A 21,420-nucleotide genomic window follows, 5' to 3' on the forward strand; every position below is an offset into this window, starting at 1 on the left:
GTGCCGCTTCCGGCAGTGCGCGGAACACGTCAGACCGACCCGTTGACTATCTATCAGTCTGTCGGACGCAAGCCGGAGACAAATTGCCGAGCCTTTTCATGCGGTCCGCATTGGCAAGAGGTTTCAGCAGCGCTCGCCGGGTTCCACTCGGGTGGCAAACTGCTTGGGCGGAGGTGCTGGCGGTCATCCCTGCACCCACCCCATGCGATGGTAGTGGCGCAGCACGATGGCGCGATTGAACAGGGGGAAGCCGACCCACAGCCCGCTGGCCGTGATCAGCGACAAGAGCGCCCACCAGAACATGCCCTTGAACAGGTAATACAGGGGACCGAACAATAGACACCATAGCCGGTGCCAGTTGCCCAAGATGGTTTTCGTCTGGCCGTTGAAGGCCCACATCGAGCGGATCGTCATATCCGTCTCCTTGTTTTCGGGTTCGACGCAAGCGCGATAAGATCCAAGGTAGCTCCGTGTCAGGGCAATTCCTGCGGCGACGAGGAAGGCCGTGTCCGTCCCGGCAGCCATCAGGAGGTCGGCACCCCTGCACGCTCTGTAACGGGCGCACCGGGGCGGGAGGGCGATTTCTGCTAGGTCGAGGCGGTCTAGCGCATGGATCACTCTCAGCGGCGCTCTCCGTGGCTCTGGCGAGCGGCATGGCCCTCTGGGCCTGCGCCCCACATCCCGCGCAGAACAAGCACGCCTCGGCGCGGCGCCCAGCGCGCCAGCCGGGATTGCGACGGGATCACCACGTCTGAGGCACGCCCCGGCGCTCCTGGCTCAACACAACACCGCCGCGCACGCGTTTGACCGCGCCTGCCAGGGCTTGGTTTGGGATCATCCAGCGTTGGCGACTTGCAGCGCCGCTTGGCCTCTCGACTATTTTTTTAATCAGGCCGCATCGAAGTTCGCTGGATCGCTAAAGAAAGCTTCAACCCTCGCTTTAGTAAAAGGTTTTCCCCCAAACCAATGCTGCTTGAAGCTCTTCATCATGTGCTTGCACCCTAGCTTGTCGTACTGCTGGACTTTTCGAGGGAACTCGATGTTGAGAAAAGGGCGGCGCGCTTCCGAACTCGACCCATGATGCGGCCCTTGCGTGGTCTCAATTAGTTCGAAACCATGGTATTTTCCATCGAACGATAGCCAATGCCGTACGCAATGCGTCCCCGCCAACGCTGGAGGAAGCCTTATCGCGCGGGCTCGATCTGCCAGTGTCTCAGCCTGCGCCGCGAGGGGGCCTTTGAACGCACCGTTTTCTAGAGCCCAGAAAAACCAATCCGGATCAGCAACAAGGACTTGCGGCAAGGATTTACCTTTGCCTTTCCACTTTCCGAAGTCGACCACATTCCACAAGGGGCCCGCCCTCCCGGCAACCTATTAATGTTTTGCTTACTGTCGTCGAAAACCGGTTGCCCAACAAGTATTGGCTGCCATCCAACCTGTTCACGGCCTATGCGCAAAAATGCTCCAAGACTTAGATGTTGCATCCGCTGTTCGACCACAGGGCATCACTGGAGCAAAAATTTGTAGTTGGGATTGTCCCTGACACGCTCAAGGCCTTCGTCTTATCGATCTTCATCAGCAACTTAGGAGATCGAAATGACCGACATCGTGACGCTCAAGGCCATCTGCGAAGAACTCAAGATCGACCCGCGCGAAGCCCGCGAACGCCTACGCGCTGTTGCCAGTGATGCCAAGGCGAACCCCGAACTGGCAAAGGCGAGGAAACCGCGCACACCGTGGCAGTGGGTTAAGGGCTCCGCCGCCGAGAAGGAGGCCCTTAGAGCTCTTCGCAAGTAGGTTACACAAGTTCAAAGGATCGACTTCGGGGCCCCGAAGCAGACGCGAAGCACGTTGAAGGCGAGCCTATTTCTCAATAGTCTACTAAGTGAGAAATGAGCAGAAGAGTGAACAAAAAGTATGCCCGCGAGCCCCGAGGCAACAGGTGGCGTCGGCTACACCTTTGAAGATTCAGTAGTGGCGTCCTATTTGACCGGCCTCCTTGTTGAAGGTGGTGCGCGGGGTATCTCTGAAGCGACTACTGACGGCGTCTTTCTCCAGCGCGCGGCGCTTGGTGAGCCACTAGACGATATTATCGTGGAAGCGTCGGATCGATACGGCCAACCTTCCAAATTAGCTCTGCAAGTGAAGCAAAGCCCAACGCTGAGTTCTGCTGAAACTAATACCGACTTTCGAGACGTCATTTCGGCTAGCTGGCGAGAATTCCAGAAAGACGGCTTCAGAATAGGTCGGGACCGTGTTGGCTTAGCTGCTGCAAATATCGCGCAGTCCACACTCCGGGCAGCCCGCTCTACGCTTGAATGGGCTCGTATATCCAAGTCGGCAGACGACTTTTTTCGGCGGCTCGAAACTGAGAATTTCGCAAGCGACGCACAAAGAAGGTTTGTGAGCGATGTCCAATCTCTGCTCCCTGCAGGGGCGCAAGATGAGGAAAATTCGTGGCAATTTCTAAGGCATTTTGTCATCCTCGTCTTTGATACGCTTTCAGAAGGAGCGTCAGGTTCATTCGAGGCAATTGAACGTCTGCGGAATGCGCTACCAACTGGAGAGCGTCATCGTGCCGAAGAGCTTTGGGTACGATTTTCCCAGATATCACGACAAGCGTCGGGCGCAGCAGGTAGCTTTTCCAGGGCAACATTGGTTGAGCAGCTCAAGGGAGCGTTTGATCTTTCGTCTCTTCCAAGCATGCGCAGCGATCTGGTGAAAGTAGCAGAAGAAACAAGATACGCTCTTCAAGGTATCCGAATGGACATCTCTGGGCTGGTTATTCCACGAAATAGTATTCTGGACACGATTAACGGCATTGTGGATGGCAAGAGATTTATCCAATTGGCGGGCGAGGCCGGTTCGGGAAAGTCGGCGGTGTTACGTGCGATGGCCGAAGAGCACACCCGGCACGGTTTCGCTCTTGTTCTGACCGATAAGCGTCTCGTCGGCCCCGGCTGGCCCTCACTGGCCACGCACCTGCGCCTAGAAACGGAACGGCTCGCTGACCTCCTTTTTGAGCTAGCCACACTGGGAAAGCCGACTCTCTTCATCGACGGGATAGATCGCTTGGGTAATGAGGCCCGTCAGACAGTTTCAGACATCGTGACTACTCTTCTTGATGATCCAAGGCTTGCGGACTGGCGCGTTGTGGCATCTACCCGGTCGTCACACCTCGAAGACTTGAGGATATGGCTCCCTCATCAACTCATTGAGGACGACCAAGCACATATCGTCGAGATCGATGGATTTGATGACAATGAGGCTGGCATCCTTGCTGAGCGGTTTCCAGCGATGCACGAAGTCCTGTTCGCCGAGGGTCAAGAGAAGGAATTTGCAAGGCGCCCTTTCTTTGCTCAGGTTTTGGCACAGCGTTCAGTGAGCACTGATGGAGCGGCGAGCAAGTTTTCCGAGATTTCGCTAGCGCAGATTTGGCTAGAAGGACCGCACGGTCTACATGAAAAGGCCGCTTCGATTGAGCGCCGCCACGCGATGGGTGAGCTGGCCGCGAGATGCGCTCAAGCAACCAATAGAAGCGCCGCAGTAGAAGGCATTTCCGCTCAAGCTCTGACGGCACTAGTACAAGAACGAGCGATAGCGGAGGTTGCGGGTAGCGGACGATATTCCTTTACCCACGACATATTTCTTGAATGGGCGATGTTCGGTTTGTGCCGCCAAAATGGTCCAGATTGGCCGAGCACCCTCACCGCCGCTGGAGACAGGCCCGGAATGATCCGGGTAGTGGAGCTACTGTCACAGTTTGAATTCGAGACCGGAGACAACTGGTCAGAAACTCAATTGGCACTGGAACAGCAGGAAGCGTGGCGTCATTGGAGCAGGGTTTGGCTCCTTGCCCCATTTGCCTCGCCAGCGTTCTTTGATCGCAAAGATGCGATTTCGGCTTTTTTGAGCGAATACCACCGTCTCATCCGGCTCCTTTCTTCTTTCCGAGCACACAAGACTATCGAAAACCTTCTAGTCGTCCATGGCGCGTTCGAACTCGGCGAGAAAACTAAATTCGAAAAATTCAGAATAGCTGATTTTTTGTCATGGCCCCGTCCCGTTCGGAACTGGAGGCGGCTTCTAATCTGGCTACTTTCTCTAGATTGGAATGAGGAAACAATCGAGGACATAGTCGACACGTTCGATGTCTGGCTTAACCTGTTCCAAGATTATCCCGACAGGATCAAAGATCGTTTTGCTCAAAGAATCGATCAAATTCTGACTGAGTGGGATGCTTATGACTATTGGGACCGGACCAAAAAGACCAGACCGTTGGGGTTTCATAAGGACGGTTTAGGCGGCAAACTTCGACAGGCTTTCCTAAGGTCCTCGCTCACCAACACGGACCTACTAAGTCGGAGGCTTCAAGCGTGGACGAGCGAACGGATTGACGACAAGGTCCAATCCAGCGTCTTTGAATGGAGCGTGCGTCTTGCCAGTGTTGTCCCTGAAGCCCTAGCTGACTTTTCCTTCCAGGCGTTCATCGACCCACTACCATCAGAGTCAGCCGAGAGGTCGCGGGGGCAGATGATCGGTTGGTCGCCCCATATGAATGATTGGGATTCTCCGGGCATTAGCAACTATTCGCGCCACTGCCATCCAGCTTCTCCTATTCAACAACCATTCGCAGCCCTTTTCGAGCACGCACCTCAGGAAGGTCTTCGTTTAGTTCGCAGGCTGCTTAGCCGGACCGTTGTCGCGTGGAGAGAGCTACCCCAATACGACTATCGCAACCGCGAAATTCCAATCCCATTCAGCGTGGATTTCCCCTGGGGAACTCAAACGTTCTGGGGCGACCAAAGGATTCATGGTTGGTATCGAGGTCTGTTTTCTTGCGACATCCTCGGGTCGGCACTTATGGCGCTGGAAAACTGGGCGTTCTCCGAGCTTGAAGCCGGACGGGACGTTGATGAGATCGTACGGGAGCTTGTTACAGGACACGAAAGCGTGGCCACGCTGGGCATCGCCTTGGGAGTCTTGTTGGACAAGGACGCGCTGTCGCCTGCGGCAGCCGCTCTCGTAGGCTGCCAGCACATCTGGGCCATGGACGAGTACCGCTGGCAACACGATGTCCAAGGCCTTCACTCAAATGAAATCGGAGCGAGCTTCGGCTTGTCTATCGATACAACTCATCTTGAAGCACTGAAACGCCTCAACTCGCGGCCTTCCCGGAAAAAGAACATCAGGTGGCTCGCGACAGCATTTATTCTCACAGCTAACGACCAACGCGAAAAGGTAGCGGAAAAGCTTACCAGCTTTCCAACTGAGCTACCCTTCACCCACGAAGGCCAAGAAGATGATGATAAGCTAGTCGCATATCTTCTGCATCGAGCCGAGGAGTGGGCCGCGATGGCAGACCTTTCGAACTATGCTCAGGTGGAGACCGATGATGGGAAAGTCGGCGTCGCATTTCAGCCGTCAGACGAACGAGTGCAACAAGCTGAAGAAGCAGGTGAGCGGCTAGCCCATTGGAACAAAGGCTTCCAACTGCTTAAACAATGTGAGGCTTGGTTTGAGAGCGGTAAAATTGGTGATGAGACGCGAGATGAAATTGTAGCGCTCGCACGCCAGGTCGACAACGAGGACCTGTTCAAATCTGGTTTTGATGCCGGAGACCCCGGCAGCCGCCGCGCTGGCGGAGTAGCAGCCGTGTCAGCAGCGATCCTGAGTTTGAAGCCCGATCTTCCACATGATCAAGTGGAATGGGCCGAAAGCGTTGCATTTCGCGCCGCCAGTACTGTTCCGGCAAACGATGAGTTTTTTCACGCTGATGCTCCTGCCGACGACAGACCCGAAACATTTGCATCAAAGGGATTGGCGGCGATAGTTGCGGGTCGCGGACCATTAGCAAGTTCGGCACAGGAAGAACTGGTTCGGTTGTGCTTTCATCCCTACAAGGGCGTGCAGTTAGCTGCCTTGTCAAACGCCGCGTCATGTTGGCGAGAGCATAAGGACTTCGCGGACAAGTGCACGGCACTTGCTTTCAAGCTGACGACTCTTGAATTGGATCGTGGTTCGCCTGATTGGTACCGGCGACGCGATGAGAGAGACAGCCATCTGGCCGCCGAAAAACAACGGCTGTTTGAGGCGACTATACAAGGTATAGCCTCCGGCGACTGGAACGGGCTGTCTGAGACGTATGCCGAAATCGGGCCGGAACACTTAGATCAATGGCGCGTCAAAGACTTCGCATCGATGTTGTCGATCATCCCGAAAGACAGGTTCAACGAAGATCATGCTTTTCGTGACGACCTATTAGCTCTTCTGCATAGCTTCGTTGAAAAGCTCACTGCGGCAATTGGCGCAGCTGACGAAGCCGAGCACCGTTCAGGCTCAAGCCTAAGTTTGGAGTTTTCCAGTTGCATTTGGGACTTGGCAGCGCTGTGCGAGAAATTGCCAATTGAAAATATTCGTAGTGCAATCATACCCATACTGTCTCAGTTGCCCCATAAGCCGAAGAGCGAAGTTCTCTCGACTTTCGCAAATGCGTACTCCTGCATGCGACTTCTGGATTCACCGACAGTTCCAGCGGGCATTGTTAATGTTTTTCTCGACATCTTTGAGGCAGTCGCTGATGACCCGGATTGGAAGCGTCCCGAGTGGCGGGAGGACTATGGACTTCCCGAGCAGCTTCACAAATTGGTTCGTATCGCAATGGGGGCAAATTGGGATCGGCCAGCAATGGGTGCGGCCCGCTTCGCTAACAATGATTGGTCCGATGCAAAGCTACTGGACCCATTGATTGATTTGATGCTCCAAAGATTTGGCCATCTACCGCAGGTCATGCAAGCATTCTTGCTCCATGTTGAAAGGTCATTCGATCACCGCAGCAGCGAATTCCTCGCTTCGAGGTTGGGAGGCATCGCGCCCGCAGTTTGGCAGTCTAGAGGGTTTTGGTCCGGGGGAAGAACTGCGCAACTCGCCGGTCTAATTCAATCCTTTGCCGAACGCGACGCCCCATTGCAGCCTGATGTCCACGTTCAGTTCTTGGAGATTCTCGATCACTTGATTGAACTTGGGGATCGTCGCGCAGCAGCGCTTCAAATTAGCTCGCTCTTTGATCTTCCGCGCAGGCAAACACCGCAGAGTGTTTCTTCGATAGGCCCCGCAAGCGGCCTGCCGAGATTGATACCCGAATGATACCCAAGACTATTTGGGTCAGGTGCTCATCCGCAGTAATGTCATGCAAGTATTTGATTTCGCTTTGTTTTAATGGTGCCCGGGGGCGGAATCGAACCACCGACACGAGGATTTTCAATCCACTGCTCTACCCCTGAGCTACCCGGGCACGGGAGACGGCTCTGCCGTCAGGTCGCAGCGTGATAGGCCGATGCGCAAACACTGTCCATAGGAAAACCGACAAAAAATCGCGGCAAGCGCAACATTCAATGGCGCGGCTCTTCGTCGATGTCGGACAGGTCCTGATCTTCCTCGCGTTGCGACGGTACGGCGTAGCTGCCGCTCATCCATCGGGCAAGGTCGATATCCGCGCAGCGCCGCGAGCAGAACGGCCGGTATCTGGGCTGCGTTTCATTCTGGCAGATGGGACAGCTCATCCCAGAACCTCCGCCAAAGGCAACCTCGCGCGTTTGCGTTGCAGCTCAAAGTGACCCAGCGGCGTCCAACCGGCGAAGACAGTGTCAATGTCATCGTCGCGGAACGCCGCGCGCAGGGCATTTTCGAAACTGCGGCGTTCCTTCTTGGGCATGGGCGCCAGATCGAGGGTGATCTGCCCGCCCAAACCACGTACACGAAGCGCCGCCGGCAAGGCGCGCGCACAGGCGATATTTGCGCGCAAACCTGCGGCAAAGGATCCGTCGGTGCCGGTGTTCACGTCAACCGCCACGAGCGCGCGGGTTTCTTCGACGTAGAACGATGCGCCCTGGGGCAGGTCGACATGGGCACCGCGCCCGGCATCGACTGCGTCCAAGACCCCATATTCTTCGAAACAGCCTGTTGTTGTCACCACCTCTGCCGGCGCGACCCAGTCGCGCCAGGCCAACACATGCGGACCATCGCCCTGGACCAGCACGTCCACGCCTTGCCCCGCGTCCGCCACGACCTGCTCGGCCAGTTCGCGCATCGCGGCAATGTCCTCGGCCACCGCGTCACGGTCGGCCTCTGCCGCGGCTGAGCGCAGGATCAGACCCATCTCGCACCCGTCCATGACTTCGTGTGCGACCTCCAGAAGGACGTCACGGATATCCTCGTCCCGGATGCGGCGCGAGAGATTCAACCCGGGCGCGTCGGGTGTGACGATGGCGTAGCGGCTTTTGAAGAGGAGCTTGTGGCTGACCGGGATGGCTTTGCCCGGCTCGGCATAGCCTGTCACCTGGACCTGAACCGTTTCGCCCGCGCCAATGCCTTTGACCCCGCGCAAATAGGCGGCCCCGTCCGGCGTCTTGAGAAATATCCCTCCCTGCCCCGGAACCGGGCGGTCCGTGATGGCACGGTAAACCGTACCAGACCGCGGCGCATCGCCATCGATCAACAGGTCATGCAATGCCCCATCAACCATGAGCGCAGCCGCTTCGCGGCCATCAATATGATCAAGACAAATCTGACGCCCCTTCATCGTGATCCCTTCTCGCTGTTTGGTGCACGCGCCCAGATGTCCACGCCTGCGGCGGTCAAGAGCCCGCCTGTTTCCGCCAGAGGCAATCCGACGATCGCGGTGTATGAGCCGGAAATCCAGGGGATCAGTGCGCTTGCAGGCCCTTGGATACCATAGCCACCAGCCTTGCCACGCCAATCTTCAGTGGCGATATATCCCGCAATCTCGGCATGGGACAGCGACTTCATGCGCACCGTGCTGACGACATCTGTCTGCCAGATCCGATCCGCACGGCGCACGGCCACGGCTGTGATGACCCGGTGCCTCCGGCCAGACATCAGGCGCAGGAACGCGGCCGCTTCCACTGCATCGGCGGCCTTGCCCAGAATACGGCGCCCCACCGCAACGGTTGTGTCGGCGCACAGCACGATGTCCTGCGCATCGGCCTCGACGGCCACGACTTTTTCACGGGCGATACGGGTGCAATAGGCTCGCGGCAATTCCCCCGGTTTCGGGTCTTCGTCGATATCCGGAGGGCGTACAGCATCCGGCACAACGCCGATCTGCCCGAGCAGCTCAAGTCGCCGCGGGCTTCCCGATCCCAGTACAAATGCCATCTGGAGCGGTTACTTGAACCGATAGTTGATGCGGCCCTTGGTCAGGTCGTAGGGGGTCATCTCGACCTGTACCTTGTCGCCTGCCAGAACACGGATCCGGTTCTTGCGCATCTTGCCTGCCGTATGTGCGATGATCTCATGGCCATTTTCAAGCTCGACCCGGAACGTCGCATTTGGCAGGAGCTCCTTAACGACACCGGGAAATTCGAGCGTATCTTCCTTGGCCATGGTCTCTCCTTTGTAGCACCGTCCGCAATGCGCGCGGACGCGCCACTAAATGCGCCGCCGTGCCCCATAATTCAAGGGCTAATCAAGACAGTCTCGTGGTTTTGACCTCTTGGGCGCGCGCAATTGTGTGTGTGCGGTCACGGGCATTCAGCACGCCGCCATCGCGGCGCACCTCGTGGACCTGCGTCAGATCGACATCCGCGTAAATCCATCCGGGCGCGTTCAACACGCCCAGCGCGATGATTCCGGTGTCGGGAAATCCCCGGTCAGGCGGGGCAAAGACGCCCCCGGCCCCGGTCGAAATATCGACAGCTTCGGACCATGGCGCCGCCCCGACAACGGACGACATCACCGTCACACACTGATTTTCCAGCGCGCGGGCCTGCGCCCCGATACGGACACGGGAATATCCCGACATCGCCTCGGTCACGGACGGGACTAGGATCATGTCCGCCTCGCGCAGCGCCTGCCCCAACAGGGGGAATTCGCTGTCATAGCAGATAAGGATGCCGATCTTGCCCAAAGCCGTGTCAAACAGATGCAGCGGACCGCCCGGAACAACATCCCATACCTCTGCCTCAAAGCGCGTCATGACCTGCTTGTCCTGAATGCCGACCAAACCTGTCGGGGTGAAAAGACGCGCGCGGTTCACCGGGCGCGCACCGTCGACGTCGTTGGTTGCCGGGCCGGATGCCGCCAGAATGTGGACGTCGAATTGTGCGGCGAGGTGACGGTGCAGCGCATCGGCCTCCGCCAACCGATCCGCGACGGCAAAAAGTGATTGCTCCAGATCTCCCGCAATGTCAGGCCCCGCGAGGGTCGCCAATTCCATTGCACCGTATTCGGGAAAAACCAACAGGTCGGCGCCATGACTGGCGGCATCGTCGACCCAGCGTGTCAACTTGTCTTCATAGGCTGCCCAATTCGGCAGGACATCCAGCGGGTAAGAGGCCGTTGCAATTTTCATGCCCCCAGTTTGCCCGCGATGCACCAAAAGGTGCAATGACCCCGTTTGGCGGTAACCAGTTTTACAGATATCGAAAATACAGCGCGAAATTTCCATATTTTCATTGACGAAAGGGCGTCTTGGTTTCAATAAAACGGAAACTACTAGGGGCTTGTCATGTTGACCAAGGGCGTCACCCTGCGGGGACTTGAGGTGTTCGAGGCGCTTGCCGCAACCGGATCGGTGGCGCAGGCGGCGACGGTGACCGGCCTCAGCCAACCTGCGGTCAGCCAGCAATTGCGCAATCTGGAAACCGCGCTGGCCACGGATCTGATCGACCACGGCAAGCGGCCTATGCGCCTGACCCCGGCGGGGCACAGTTTTCTCATCCGGGCCGAGGCGGCGCTGTCGCAGCTGCGCCTAGCGCAATCCGAACTGACCGTGATGGACCTTGCACACCTGTCGGCGCTGGCGATCGGCGTCATCGATGATTTTGAAAACGATCTGACCCCGCGGCTGGTCACGATCCTGGCCGACAGCCTCACACGCTGCAAATTCACGCTGGCCACCGCGCCCAGCCACGAAATCCTGCAATCCATCGCGGACAAGCGTCTGCACATCGCCATTTCCGCCAGTGACGGCACCATGCGGGACGGCGTGCTGGAATACCCACTTGCGCGCGATCCCTTTATCCTCGTGGCGCCCAAGGGCGTGGTGCGCGGCCCCGACCCGCTCGACGTGCTGCGCGATCTGCCGTTTCTGCGCTACGAAAGGGACCAGCTTATTTCCCGCCAGATCGAGGCCCACCTCGCGCGCCAGAAGCTCGACCTGGCCGACCGGTTCGAGATCGGCAGCCACCTTGCCCTGATGGCGATGGTCGCGCGCCGGATCGGATGGGCCGTCACCACACCGCTGGGATACATGCGCGCCGGCCGCTTCCATGATCAGGTCGAGGCGTTTCCCCTGCCGGTCAAACCGTTCTCGCGCACCATTTCTCTTTACGCATCTGCCGATTGGGCGGGCAACGTGCCCACGGACGTGGCCAACACCATGCGCCGCCTCATATCGACCCACATGATCGAACCCGCGCTGGTCCAACTGCCCTGGCTCGCGGGCGAGTTGCGCCTGCTGGACAGCTAAGGAGCATAGGGCCCATGACCCACCCTTCCATCGTCATCCTCACCGGCGCGGGCATCTCCGCAGAAAGCGGGCTGGGCACGTTTCGCGACGAGGGTGGCCTGTGGGCGCAGCACCGTATCGAGGACGTAGCAACACCCGAAGGGTTCGCGCGCAACCCGCAACTGGTCGTCGATTTCTACAATGCCCGGCGCGCCCACGCCGCAACGGCCACGCCCAACGCGGCCCACGCCGCCCTCGCCCGGCTCGAGGCGGAATACCCCGGTGACGTTCTGCTCGTGACGCAGAATGTGGACGGGCTGCATGAGATGGCGGGCAGTCAACGGGTGGTACACATGCACGGCGCGCTGAATGGGGCGCTCTGTGCGGCCTGCGATCACCGCTGGCCTGCGCCTTTGGAAATGTACGTGGGACAGGCCTGCCCCAGCTGCGGCCAACCCACCGCGCGGCCCGATATTGTCTGGTTCGGCGAGATCCCCTATCACATGGACGAGATCCAAGAGACCCTGTCGCGCGCCGACATCTTTGCCGCGATTGGTACGTCCGGCAATGTCTATCCCGCCGCAGGCTTTGTGCAACTGGCCAGCCATGTGGGTGCAAAAACGGTCGAGATGAACCTTGATCCCTCCGAAACCGTTGCACTGTTTGAAGAGACACGCCCGGGCAAGGCGTCTGAGACCGTACCACTTTGGGTCGACAGCTTGTTGAGACGATAGGCCTCAGCGCCGTGGCTTGGCGCGCAGCGTTGGATCGGCCTGCGTCGGATCTTCAGGCCACGGATGTTTCGGATATTGCCCCCGCATATCCTTGCGCACATCCGCATAGCTCGTCGCCCAAAAGCGCGGCAGGTCAGAGGTGATCTGGATCGGGCGCTGAGCGGGCGAAAGCAGCGTCACCTGCAACGGAACGGTGCCCACAAACGGGTGCCGGTCCACACCGAACATCTCTTGCAACCGCACTGCAATGCCGGGCGTTCCACCCTCGTAGTCAATCGCGATGCGCCGCCCCAGCGGCGTTTCGAAATGACCCGGCACCGCGCGGTCCAGCGCTTGCAACCCGGCATAGCCCACATGGGCCTGCAAGGCCGGGAGGATGTCGAAAGCCTTCCAATCCGCCGCATTTGTCACCCCATCGAGAAAGGGCAAGAGCCAGGTATCAAGCGTCTCCATCAACGCTGCCTCGGACAGATCAGGGAAATCATCTCCCATCAGTGCCGCCCGTGCCAGAAACCGCCGCGCGCCCTTGCTGGGTAGCAGCCCAAGCTGCCGCACGCCGTCCAGCATGGCCGTGGCCACCGCATCAGACGGGGCATCATACCAAGCCGCGTCGTCCAGCACCAGCGCACCGAACTGGCGCTGTCGCCGCGCCCGCACGGCGCGTTCGCGCCTGCTCCATTCGCATACCGAAACATTCCTGATCTGATCGCCAAACAGCGCCTCGAATGCGCCTCGGTCCAGCCGGGCGGCCTGCCGGATGCGCGCCTCCCGCGGGTCGCCGTCCAGATCGGTGGCCACGATCAGACCCTGGCCCGACAGCGGGTCGCCCTGTGGCAGGACCGCACCCTTGCCCCCCGACAGGATATAACGTGGCGCGTCACCTGCGCGGCGCAACCCGATCCGGTCCGGGTAGGCCAAAGCGGCCATCTCGCCCAGATCCATGGGCGCACCTTCGGGAGCGCGGCGGGCCAGCCGCTTGGCCTCATCCCGGACGCGCGTGATTACGCCGCGGTGCGCGTCTGCAAAGGCGCCGGGATCCCGCGCGGCCCGCAGGCGCAGGGACAGATCGGTGCCGCGGTTGCGCAGCGGGTCGCGCTCGGCCAGCAGGGCCGCCAAGGTGGCCGCACCCTTGCCCGCCGTCTCCAGCATGTGAGCCAATCGCGGGTGCAACGGGTGGCGCGCCAGCGCGCGGCCATGATCCGTGATCCTGTCCGCATCATCCAGCGCTCCCAGCATCCGCAGCACGTTCCGCGCCTCGGCAAGGCGCCCGGCATGCGGTGCTGTGACAAAGCGTAGACTGTCCTCGCCGCCACCCCACAGGCTCAGCTCCAGCGCAAAGCCGGTCAGGTCCCCCGCCTCGATCTCCGGCGGCGGATAGGCGGCCAGAGCCCCGTCTTCGCCCCGCGTCCAGAGCTTGTAGGCTATGCCCGGCGCAACCCGCCCTGCGCGCCCCGCCCTTTGCACCGCCTCGGCGCGTGTCACCCGCTCGGTGACCAGCCGCGACATGCCCGACGCCGCATCAAACCGCGACCGGCGCGACCGCCCGCCATCAACCACCACCCGGACATCCGGGATGGTCAGAGACGTCTCTGCGATTGCCGTGGCCAGAACGACCTTGCGCTGCGTGGACGGGGCAAGGGCCGCGCGCTGCGCCTTGATGTCCATGGCACCAAACAGCGGCAGAACTGCCACCCCGTCCGGCACCTTCCCTTGCAACAGGGCCGCGGTCCGCCGGATCTCGCCCTCACCGGGCAGGAACGCCAGTACGCCACCTTCCTCTTCTGCAATCGCTGTTTGGATGAGGTCCGCCATTGCCGCCTCGAACCGCGCCTCACGCGCCAAGGGTTTCGGCAGCCAGCGCGGGGTGACGTCAAAACTGCGCCCTTCGGACGTCAGAACGGAACAGCCCATGACCTCCGCCACCGGGGCGGCGTCCAGCGTCGCCGACATGGCCAGCAGGATCAGATCGTCGCGCAGCGCCTCCGCCACCTCAAGGCAGAGGGCCAGACCAAGATCGGCGTTCAGTGACCGTTCGTGAAATTCGTCAAAGATCACTGCGCCGATGCCCGGCAGATCCGGTGCGTCCTGCAACATCCGGGTCAGGATGCCTTCGGTCACAACCTCGATCCGTGTGGCCTGCCCAACCTTGCTGTCGCCGCGAATGCGGTAGCCCACGGTTTGACCAACGCCTTCGCCGAGCGATGCCGCCATCCGCTCCGCCGCCGCGCGCGCCGCCAAACGGCGCGGTTCCAGCATCAGGATACGGCCCGGTGTGAGGCCCGCCTCCAGCATCGCCAACGGCACGCGTGTCGTCTTGCCCGCACCGGGCGGGGCCTGCAGCACGGCGCGGCCATCCCGCCGCAGCGTGGCCACAAGATCGGGCAGGATCGGGTCAATGGGCAAAGCGGTCATGCTCGCCTTATGCGCCATGACAGCGCCGCCGCCAACTCTGGACATTCCCACGTGTTTGCCGGAAATGTGCGGCATGGATATCAGCGATCTGGCAAAACGTATCGCCGCAGGCGAAAGGCGCGCACTGGCCCGCGCCATCACGCTGGTCGAAAGCGGGCGTGCCGATCATCGGACGCAAGCCACCGCCCTCCTGAATGCGCTGCCCAAGGATCAACAAGCGCTGCGCATCGGCCTGTCCGGCACACCGGGCGTTGGCAAATCCACCTTTATCGAAGCGTTCGGCATGATGCTGGTGGGTCTGGGACTGCGGGTCGCTGTGCTCGCGGTTGATCCGTCCTCGGCCCGGTCCGGTGGATCGATCCTTGGCGACAAGACCCGGATGGACCGGCTCAGCCGCGAAGCCGCCGCCTTTATCCGCCCCTCGCCCAGCCAGACCCATCTGGGAGGCGTCGCGCGCCGCACCCGCGAGGCAGTCGCACTGTGCGAGGCTGCGCGTTTTGACGTCGTGCTGATCGAAACCGTGGGCGTGGGGCAGTCCGAAACCGTCGTGGCGCAGATGTCGGACCTGTTCCTGCTGCTGCTCGCGCCCGCGGGCGGCGACGAGTTGCAGGGGGTCAAACGCGGCATCATGGAAATGGCCGACATGATCCTCATCAACAAGGCCGATGGCGACCTGAAGCCCGCCGCGACACGAACCTGCGCGGACTATGCCGGGGCGCTGCGGCTGTTGCGCAAGCGTCCGCAGGACCCCGCCGGATTTCCAAAGGCCACGATGGTGTCGGCGATGACCGATTTTGGCCTCGACACGACATGGGATGATATTCAGACCCTCATGACATGGAGGCGCGAAAACGGGTTTTTCGACCAGACCCGCGCCGATCAGTCGCGGTACTGGTTCGAACAGGACGTGCGCGCGGCCCTGCTCGCGCAGCTCGACACGCCCGACGCAAAACAGCTTATGTCACAGCTTGGATCCGCCGTGGCGACCGGTGCGATGGACCCCACCGCCGCTGCGGCGCAAATGCTGTCCGCGATGGCAGTGGATTTAGGTCTGGCGCGGGTTGACCCGGCCAGCGATTCCCCCTAAAGCCACCAGACGAAATTCAATGGCGCCGCCCGAAACGCGCGGTGCCTCTGTCGTTCTAGGGCCAACCGTTGGTTCAGCGCGGCAAAATGCGAAGAGGATAAGCCAATGTCGCGCGTATGCGAACTGACCGGTAAGGGCCCGATGACTGGCAACAATGTCAGCCACGCCAACAACAAGACCCGTCGGCGTTTCCTGCCGAACCTGAACGACGTGACGCTCCAGTCCGAGACACTGGGCCGTGGCGTGAAACTGCGGATTTCCGCAGCGGCACTGCGGTCTGTTGACCACCGTGGCGGTCTGGATGCGTACCTGGCCAAGGCCAAGGACGTCGAACTGTCCGACCGCGCGCTGAAGGTCAAAAAAGAGATCGCCAAGGCGCAAGCCGCGGCAGCCTGATAAAGGCACCAAAGACTGACATGGCCCCGTCTGCACCCGCAGGCGGGGTCGTTTGCTTTGTACATGCCCGCATGCAGCCGATTGCCACAGTTGAGGCCCGCGCGCCCGTGCCCTAAACCTGCGGCCATGACCCAAGCGCTCCAATCCATTCTGCTTAGCGTGATGTTGGTGATGTCCAGCATCGGCTTTGCGACGGCACGCGGCGCAGATCCTGCCGTGGACCGGATGGTCATCTGCATCGGTGCATCGGCGCAGGTTGTCTATATCGATGCCGAAGGGCGCCCAACGGCGGCCCCGCATCTCTGCCCCGATTGCACGCTGCATGCGTTGGATGCGGTTTTGCCAACGCAGGGCCATGTGGCGCACCCCATGCGCTTGGCAAAAGGCAGTGGCCTGACCGGCAATGGGTCGGCGAAACAATCGCCCGACAGCACGACCCGTGTGCGGGGGCCCCCACTGACAGTGTGACTATTCCAACCTAAACACACACTTCATGTCAGAAAGGGACCAGATATGTCCTTTAAAACACTTGCCGCCGCCGCTGTCGCCACATGCGTTGCCTTGCCCGCATTTGCAGACCGGATCATGGTGATGGACCCCTACGCCCGTGCCGCGAGTGCGGCCGCCAAATCCGGGGCCGCGTTCATGACCCTGCACAACATGTCGGGCGAGGACGACCGCCTGATTGCCGCCAGTACGGACGCCGCCAAGCGCGTCGAACTGCACACCCATGTCGAGGTCAGCGATGGCGTCCTGCGCATGACCAAAATCGAAGGCGGCATCCCCCTGCCCGCCGGCGACATGCACGCGATGAAACGCGGCGCGGATCACGTCATGCTGATGGGTCTGACAGGGCCATTGGAACAAGGGGCCGAGATTGAGATGACACTGACCTTTGAAAAGGCGGGTGACATCGTGGTGACAGTACCGGTCGACAACGCCCGCAAGCCCGAAGCAGGCGCGCATGGCGGGCGCGGTCACTGAAACAGTCAGGTCAGGGTCGGATATCACCCGGTGACAGACCGGGCGGTCCCTCCCCCTCGGCCTCGGCGGCCCTGATCAGCGCGTGCATCCGCGCATTGAGCGGGGCCTGTCGCCCGTATCTGGCGGCAAGGTCGAGGATCGCGCCCTGCAGCGCGTCGATCTCGGTCTTCCGGCCCCGGTTCAGGTCGTCCCACATGGACGACCGGGCCTGCGCATCGATGGTCAGCATCTGCGCCGCGATCAGGCGGAAAAGCGGTGTCGGCAACCGCAGGATATGCGGGATCACCTGAGGCTTTGCCGCGGTCGATTTGAGTGGCGTGATGCCCGCAGCTTTGAGCACACGCAGCGCCTCGGCCATCTGGTCCGCCATCAGACGGCGCCAACGCCGGTCCTGCAACTGTTCGAGCAGTGGGATATCTGCCAACGCATTCACTGCATTGCCCAGATTGATCAGCAACTTGCCCCACTGGACCCCGGCAATGTCCGGATGCCCCCGCCAGCGAAGCGTGGGCGCGTCGAGATCCGGCAAAGGCCCGGCCTCAAAGAGGATGTCGCCAGACGTCGCGCGGTGATACGCACCGGGCCCCGTGGGCACCACGTTGAACGGCACCATGGCCGCGCGTACATCGTGATGCGGCAGCAGATCGCGTAGGCACGCGGCGTTCGCCACACCGTTTTGCAGGCTGATCACCACCGCGTCGGGGGCATGTTCGGCAATCTGCGCACCCATCTGCGCAGTATCGCCCGATTTGACGCAGACAAGCACGATATCCGCGCCACCAAGGCTTTGCGCGGCAGAGTTGGAGACTTTGGGCGCGCGCAGGTGCACGTCCAGTCCGGAGTAGTCCGTCAGGCGCAGCCCATGCGTCGCACAGGCCGCAACCGTCGATGAGCGCCCGAGAAAGCGGACGTCGTGCCCCTGATCCGCGAGCAATCCGCCCACGAAGCACCCGATGCTGCCCGCACCGGCCACGGATATGCGCGGCGGATGGGTCACGTCATTTGCCAAGACACCAGCGCATGATCGCCTTTTGCGCGTGCAGCCGGTTCTCGGCCTCGTCAAAGATCACGGAATGCGGGCCGTCCATGACCTCGCTGGTCGCTTCGTCGTCCCGGTGGGCGGGCAGGCAGTGCATGAAAAGGCTGTCATCCTTGGTGCGCGCCATGAGATCGGCGTTGACCTGATAGCCCCGCAACTGGTTGTGCCGCCGCTCGCGGGCCGATTGCGGATCGTGCATCGACACCCAGGTGTCCGTGACCACCAGATCGGCCCCCTCCACCGCCCGCAGCGGATCGCGTTCGGTCGTGTAAAGCCCGTCAAGCGCGCGCTCGGGGTCGAGCGGCTCGGGACCTGTAAAGACGAGGTCGAACTCGAATTGTTTCGCCGCATGGGCAAAGCTGGCAAAGACGTTGTTGCCGTCGCCCGACCACACGACCTTCTTGCCTTTGATGGGGCCGCGATGCTCTTCGAACGTCATCACGTCTGCCATGATCTGGCAGGGGTGCGTCCGGTTGGTGAGGCCATTGATCACCGGCACGGTCGCGTATTCGGCCATTTCCAGCAATGTTGCCTCTTCAAAGGTGCGGATCATGATGAGATCGACATAGCGGCTGAGCACGCGGGCAGTGTCGGCGATGGTCTCGCCGTGGCCCAGTTGCATGTCGGACCCCGACAGCACCATCGTCTGCCCACCCATCTGGCGCACGCCGACGTCAAAGGACACGCGGGTCCGTGTGGACGGTTTTTCAAAGATGAGCGCGACCATGTGGCCGTCGAGCGGGCAGTCATCGTCGCGCATGCCCTTGGGACGGCCTGCGCGCGCGGTTTTGATGTCTTGTGCCGTGTCGATGATGCGCCGCAGGTCGGATGGGGCGGTGGTGTGGATGTCGAGGAAATGGGTCATATCTGTTCTCTTGCTGCGGAGCGCCGGGGGCTGTCTGCCCCCGGACCCCCGAAGGTATTTCAGGCGAAAGGAAGATCAGGCGCCAAGCGCGGTTGCTGTTGCGTCGAGCCGGTCGACCGCCGTCGCGATTTCATCGTCCGTGATGTTGAGCGGTGGCAGGAGGCGGACGGTGTTGTCCGCGGCTGGCACCGTGATCACCTGCTGTGCGTATCCGCCCGAGACCACGTCTCCGCAGGCCACCTTGCATTTGATGCCAAGCATCAGCCCCGCACCGCGGACGGTCTCAAAAACATCCGGGTGGGATGCGACGAGGCCTTCGAGTTTCTGACGCAAGAGACCGGCCTTGCGGTTTACATCCGCGAGGAAATCCACATCGGAGACGATGTCCAGCACGGCACAGCCTACGGCACAGCCCAGCGGGTTGCCGCCATATGTCGAGCCGTGAGTGCCTGCGGTCATGCCGCTCGCCGCGTCTTCGGTGGCAAGGACGCAGCCCAGGGGGAAGCCGCCACCGATGCCTTTGGCGACCATCATGATCTCCGGCGCGATCCCGGCCCACTCGTGGGCAAAAAGCTTGCCCGTCCGGCCCACACCGCATTGCACCTCGTCGAGGATCAGAAGGATCCCCTTTTGGTCACACAGATCCCGCAGGCCCTTGAGGCATTGATCTGGCACCGGGATGATCCCACCCTCGCCCTGGACGGGTTCCATCAGGATCGCGGCGGTGGTGTCGGTGATTGCCGGTTCCAGCGCGTCATGATCGGCAAAGGGCAAGTGCACGAACCCGGGTAGCAAGGGACCGAACCCCTTGGTCATTTTTTCGGAACCGGCGGCCGCAATGCCCGCCGAGGACCGGCCGTGGAAACTGCCCGAGAAGGTAATGATATCGACCTTGTCAGGCTGGCCTTTGTCATACCAGTATTTGCGCGCCATCTTGACGGCCAGTTCGCAGGCCTCTGTGCCCGAGTTGGTGAAAAATACCGTATCGGCGAATGTCGCCTGCACCAGCTTGTCCGCCAGGGCCTGTTGCTGCGGAATGTGGTAGAGGTTGGAGGTGTGCCAGAGCGCGCCTGCCTGATCGGTCAGCGCCTGAGTGAGCGCAGGATGCGCATGGCCCAACGCATTCACGGCAATACCTGCACCCAGATCCAGAAAACGTCGGCCATCCGCCTCGATCAGCCATGCGCCTTCGCCTTTGACAAAGGTCAAAGGGGCGCGGTTGTAGGTCGGCAGAACGGACGTGATCATGGGGATCATCCTTTTGGTAGGCCAAAAACATCAAAGCACGTTGGTGCATGACGCATCGGCAGGGGTCAACAGATTTGAAAGGGTGGTGTGCGCAATTCCGGTCGCGCACGGGTGATCACCGGCTGGTTCAGCCGCGCAAGCGAAGTCGTCGGAGGCGCAAAACGGTGATCATGCGGGATGCCATAGCGCAGGAATTGGCCCGGCACCAGTTGAAATTGCTTGCGCCTGTGCGGAGAGGGGCGCAGATGGCGCATATGTTTTCGCCCAAGGCACAAAACCCTGCGCTGGCCGCCACGCTGATCTGCATTGCCTGTGCGTTCATCGCGGCCACAACGCTGTTTGCCAAGGCGCTTGGCACGGACCAGTTCGGCACGCCGCTGCATCCGTTCCAGATCAGCTTTGGCCGCTTTGTTTTCGCCTTTCTGGCACTGGGCACGGCCGCTGCGATCCTGCGGCCCGAGTTCCAGCGCCCGCATCTGGGCCTTCATCTGGCGCGCACGGTGTCCGGGTGGTTGGGTGTCACGCTGATGTTTGCCAGTGTCGTTTATATCCCGCTGGCCGATGCCACGGCGATTTCCTTTCTCAACCCGGTGTTCGGGATGATCCTTGCCATTCCGCTTCTGGGGGAGCGGGTGGGCAAGTGGCGCTGGTTGGCGGCGGCAATTGCATTTGCCGGGGCGATGATCCTTTTGCGGCCCACACCGGCCAGCTTTCAACCAGCGGCGCTTCTGGCGCTGGGGGCGGCGATGGTGCTGGGGTTCGAATTGAGCATCATCAAGAAACTCACCGGGCGCGAAGGCCCGTTTTCCATACTCGTCGTGAACAACCTGTTGGGGATGATCGTGGCCGGTCTGGCGGTGATCTGGGTCTGGACCGCGCCCACCGCGCAGCAATGGGCGTTGATGGCCGGGATCGGCGGAGCAATGGCCGTGGCGCAGACCTGCTTTGTCAACGCGATGGCACGGGCCGATGCCAGCTTTGTCGCGCCGTTCAGCTATGGGACCCTCATTTTCGCGGCCCTTTACGACATCCTGTTCTACGGCGTCATCCCCGATCACATCACTATCCTGGGCGCGGCGATCATCATCGCGGGCGCGCTTTTGCTGGCATGGCGCGAAGGGCGCAGACAGCGGCGCGAACCTGACCAAGCTCCCTTGTAACTTCGCCGCATGTGACTAGAATAGA

20 protein-coding genes and 1 tRNA gene are annotated in these 21,420 nt (G+C 60.8%); 9 read left to right on the top strand and 12 right to left on the bottom strand.

Annotated features, from left to right (window positions below; all coding sequences use genetic code 11):
- Positions 1–183: 183 nt before the first annotated feature.
- Together Q0949_RS16850 and Q0949_RS16855 are read right to left on the bottom strand one after the other, a co-directional pair.
- Positions 184–525, bottom strand: coding sequence for a hypothetical protein (locus Q0949_RS16850; RefSeq protein ID WP_299374953.1), 342 nt, complete (start codon positions 523–525; stop codon positions 184–186).
- Positions 526–888: 363 nt separating this feature from the next.
- On the bottom strand, positions 889–1,350 hold the full coding sequence (locus Q0949_RS16855; RefSeq protein ID WP_299374955.1) for a hypothetical protein: 462 nt from the start codon (positions 1,348–1,350) through the stop codon (positions 889–891).
- Positions 1,351–1,596: 246 nt separating this feature from the next.
- Between Q0949_RS16855 and Q0949_RS16860 the strand changes: the two genes are divergently transcribed.
- Positions 1,597–1,797 (top strand): hypothetical protein, encoded by a 201-nt coding sequence (locus Q0949_RS16860; RefSeq protein WP_299374957.1) that lies wholly within the window; start codon positions 1,597–1,599, stop codon positions 1,795–1,797.
- A gap of 120 nt (positions 1,798–1,917) precedes the next feature.
- Complete coding sequence (locus Q0949_RS16865) at positions 1,918–7,146, top strand: NACHT domain-containing protein (RefSeq protein ID WP_299374959.1); 5,229 nt, start codon at positions 1,918–1,920, stop codon at positions 7,144–7,146.
- A 73-nt stretch (positions 7,147–7,219) separates the two neighbouring features.
- Here the strand turns inward: Q0949_RS16865 and Q0949_RS16870 are convergent.
- The 6 genes from Q0949_RS16870 to Q0949_RS16895 all read right to left on the bottom strand — a co-directional run bounded on the left by Q0949_RS16870 (position 7,220) and on the right by Q0949_RS16895 (position 10,372).
- A tRNA-Phe gene (locus Q0949_RS16870) sits at positions 7,220–7,294 on the bottom strand.
- 97 nt (positions 7,295–7,391) lie between these two features.
- Entirely contained in the window at positions 7,392–7,562 is a 171-nt protein-coding gene (gene yacG / locus Q0949_RS16875; protein WP_299374962.1) for a DNA gyrase inhibitor YacG, read from the bottom strand.
- Positions 7,559–8,581 (bottom strand): ribonuclease E/G, encoded by a 1,023-nt coding sequence (locus Q0949_RS16880; protein ID WP_299374964.1) that lies wholly within the window; start codon positions 8,579–8,581, stop codon positions 7,559–7,561. Before Q0949_RS16880 ends, yacG begins: the two co-directional genes overlap by 4 nt.
- Positions 8,578–9,177 (bottom strand): nucleoside triphosphate pyrophosphatase, encoded by a 600-nt coding sequence (locus tag Q0949_RS16885; RefSeq protein ID WP_299374966.1) that lies wholly within the window; start codon positions 9,175–9,177, stop codon positions 8,578–8,580. Before Q0949_RS16885 ends, Q0949_RS16880 begins: the two co-directional genes overlap by 4 nt.
- Positions 9,178–9,186: 9 nt before the next feature.
- A complete protein-coding gene (infA, locus tag Q0949_RS16890; protein ID WP_005978431.1) occupies positions 9,187–9,405 on the bottom strand; it encodes a translation initiation factor IF-1 in 219 nt (72 codons plus the stop codon).
- A gap of 82 nt (positions 9,406–9,487) precedes the next feature.
- Positions 9,488–10,372: a carbon-nitrogen hydrolase family protein gene (locus tag Q0949_RS16895; RefSeq protein WP_299374968.1), complete on the bottom strand. Its 885-nt coding sequence runs from the start codon at positions 10,370–10,372 to the stop codon at positions 9,488–9,490.
- 156 nt (positions 10,373–10,528) lie between these two features.
- On the opposite strand from Q0949_RS16895, the gene Q0949_RS16900 reads away from it, so the two are divergent.
- Positions 10,529–11,491, top strand: a complete 963-nt coding sequence (locus tag Q0949_RS16900; RefSeq protein ID WP_299374970.1) for a LysR family transcriptional regulator — start codon at positions 10,529–10,531, stop codon at positions 11,489–11,491.
- 14 nt (positions 11,492–11,505) lie between these two features.
- The gene (locus Q0949_RS16905) at positions 11,506–12,204 is read left to right on the top strand and encodes an NAD-dependent deacylase (RefSeq protein WP_299374972.1); all 699 of its coding nucleotides are present in this window, start codon (positions 11,506–11,508) and stop codon (positions 12,202–12,204) included.
- 3 nt (positions 12,205–12,207) lie between these two features.
- Here the strand turns inward: Q0949_RS16905 and hrpB are convergent, their stop codons facing one another.
- The gene (gene hrpB, locus Q0949_RS16910) at positions 12,208–14,616 is read right to left on the bottom strand and encodes an ATP-dependent helicase HrpB (RefSeq protein WP_299374974.1); all 2,409 of its coding nucleotides are present in this window, start codon (positions 14,614–14,616) and stop codon (positions 12,208–12,210) included.
- 73 nt (positions 14,617–14,689) lie between these two features.
- Between hrpB and meaB the strand changes: the two genes are divergently transcribed.
- From meaB to Q0949_RS16930, 4 genes are all read left to right on the top strand, one after another.
- Positions 14,690–15,703 (top strand): methylmalonyl Co-A mutase-associated GTPase MeaB, encoded by a 1,014-nt coding sequence (gene meaB / locus Q0949_RS16915; protein ID WP_299374976.1) that lies wholly within the window; start codon positions 14,690–14,692, stop codon positions 15,701–15,703.
- Between the two features lie 105 nt (positions 15,704–15,808).
- Positions 15,809–16,099 carry a 50S ribosomal protein L28 gene (rpmB, locus tag Q0949_RS16920; protein WP_299374978.1) on the top strand — a complete coding sequence of 97 codons (291 nt, stop codon included), beginning with the start codon at positions 15,809–15,811 and terminating at the stop codon, positions 16,097–16,099.
- A gap of 126 nt (positions 16,100–16,225) precedes the next feature.
- Positions 16,226–16,567: a hypothetical protein gene (locus Q0949_RS16925; protein WP_299374980.1), complete on the top strand. Its 342-nt coding sequence runs from the start codon at positions 16,226–16,228 to the stop codon at positions 16,565–16,567.
- 45 nt (positions 16,568–16,612) lie between these two features.
- Entirely contained in the window at positions 16,613–17,083 is a 471-nt protein-coding gene (locus Q0949_RS16930) for a copper chaperone PCu(A)C (protein ID WP_299374982.1), read from the top strand.
- Positions 17,084–17,093: 10 nt separating this feature from the next.
- On the opposite strand, the gene Q0949_RS16935 is transcribed toward Q0949_RS16930, so the two are convergent.
- From Q0949_RS16935 to Q0949_RS16945, 3 genes are all read right to left on the bottom strand, one after another.
- On the bottom strand, positions 17,094–18,080 hold the full coding sequence (locus Q0949_RS16935) for a 2-dehydropantoate 2-reductase (protein WP_299374984.1): 987 nt from the start codon (positions 18,078–18,080) through the stop codon (positions 17,094–17,096).
- 1 nt (position 18,081) lies between these two features.
- Positions 18,082–18,987, bottom strand: coding sequence for an ornithine carbamoyltransferase (argF, locus tag Q0949_RS16940; protein WP_299374986.1), 906 nt, complete (start codon positions 18,985–18,987; stop codon positions 18,082–18,084).
- A gap of 75 nt (positions 18,988–19,062) precedes the next feature.
- On the bottom strand, positions 19,063–20,235 hold the full coding sequence (locus Q0949_RS16945) for an aspartate aminotransferase family protein (RefSeq protein ID WP_299374988.1): 1,173 nt from the start codon (positions 20,233–20,235) through the stop codon (positions 19,063–19,065).
- Between the two features lie 254 nt (positions 20,236–20,489).
- Here Q0949_RS16945 and Q0949_RS16950 point away from each other — a divergent pair, with 254 nt between their 5' ends.
- The gene (locus tag Q0949_RS16950) at positions 20,490–21,395 is read left to right on the top strand and encodes a DMT family transporter (RefSeq protein WP_299375409.1); all 906 of its coding nucleotides are present in this window, start codon (positions 20,490–20,492) and stop codon (positions 21,393–21,395) included.
- The last annotated feature ends 25 nt before the right edge of the window (positions 21,396–21,420 follow it).

It is taken from the genome of uncultured Tateyamaria sp., assembly GCF_947487805.1.
Classification (GTDB): Bacteria; Pseudomonadota; Alphaproteobacteria; order Rhodobacterales; family Rhodobacteraceae; genus Tateyamaria.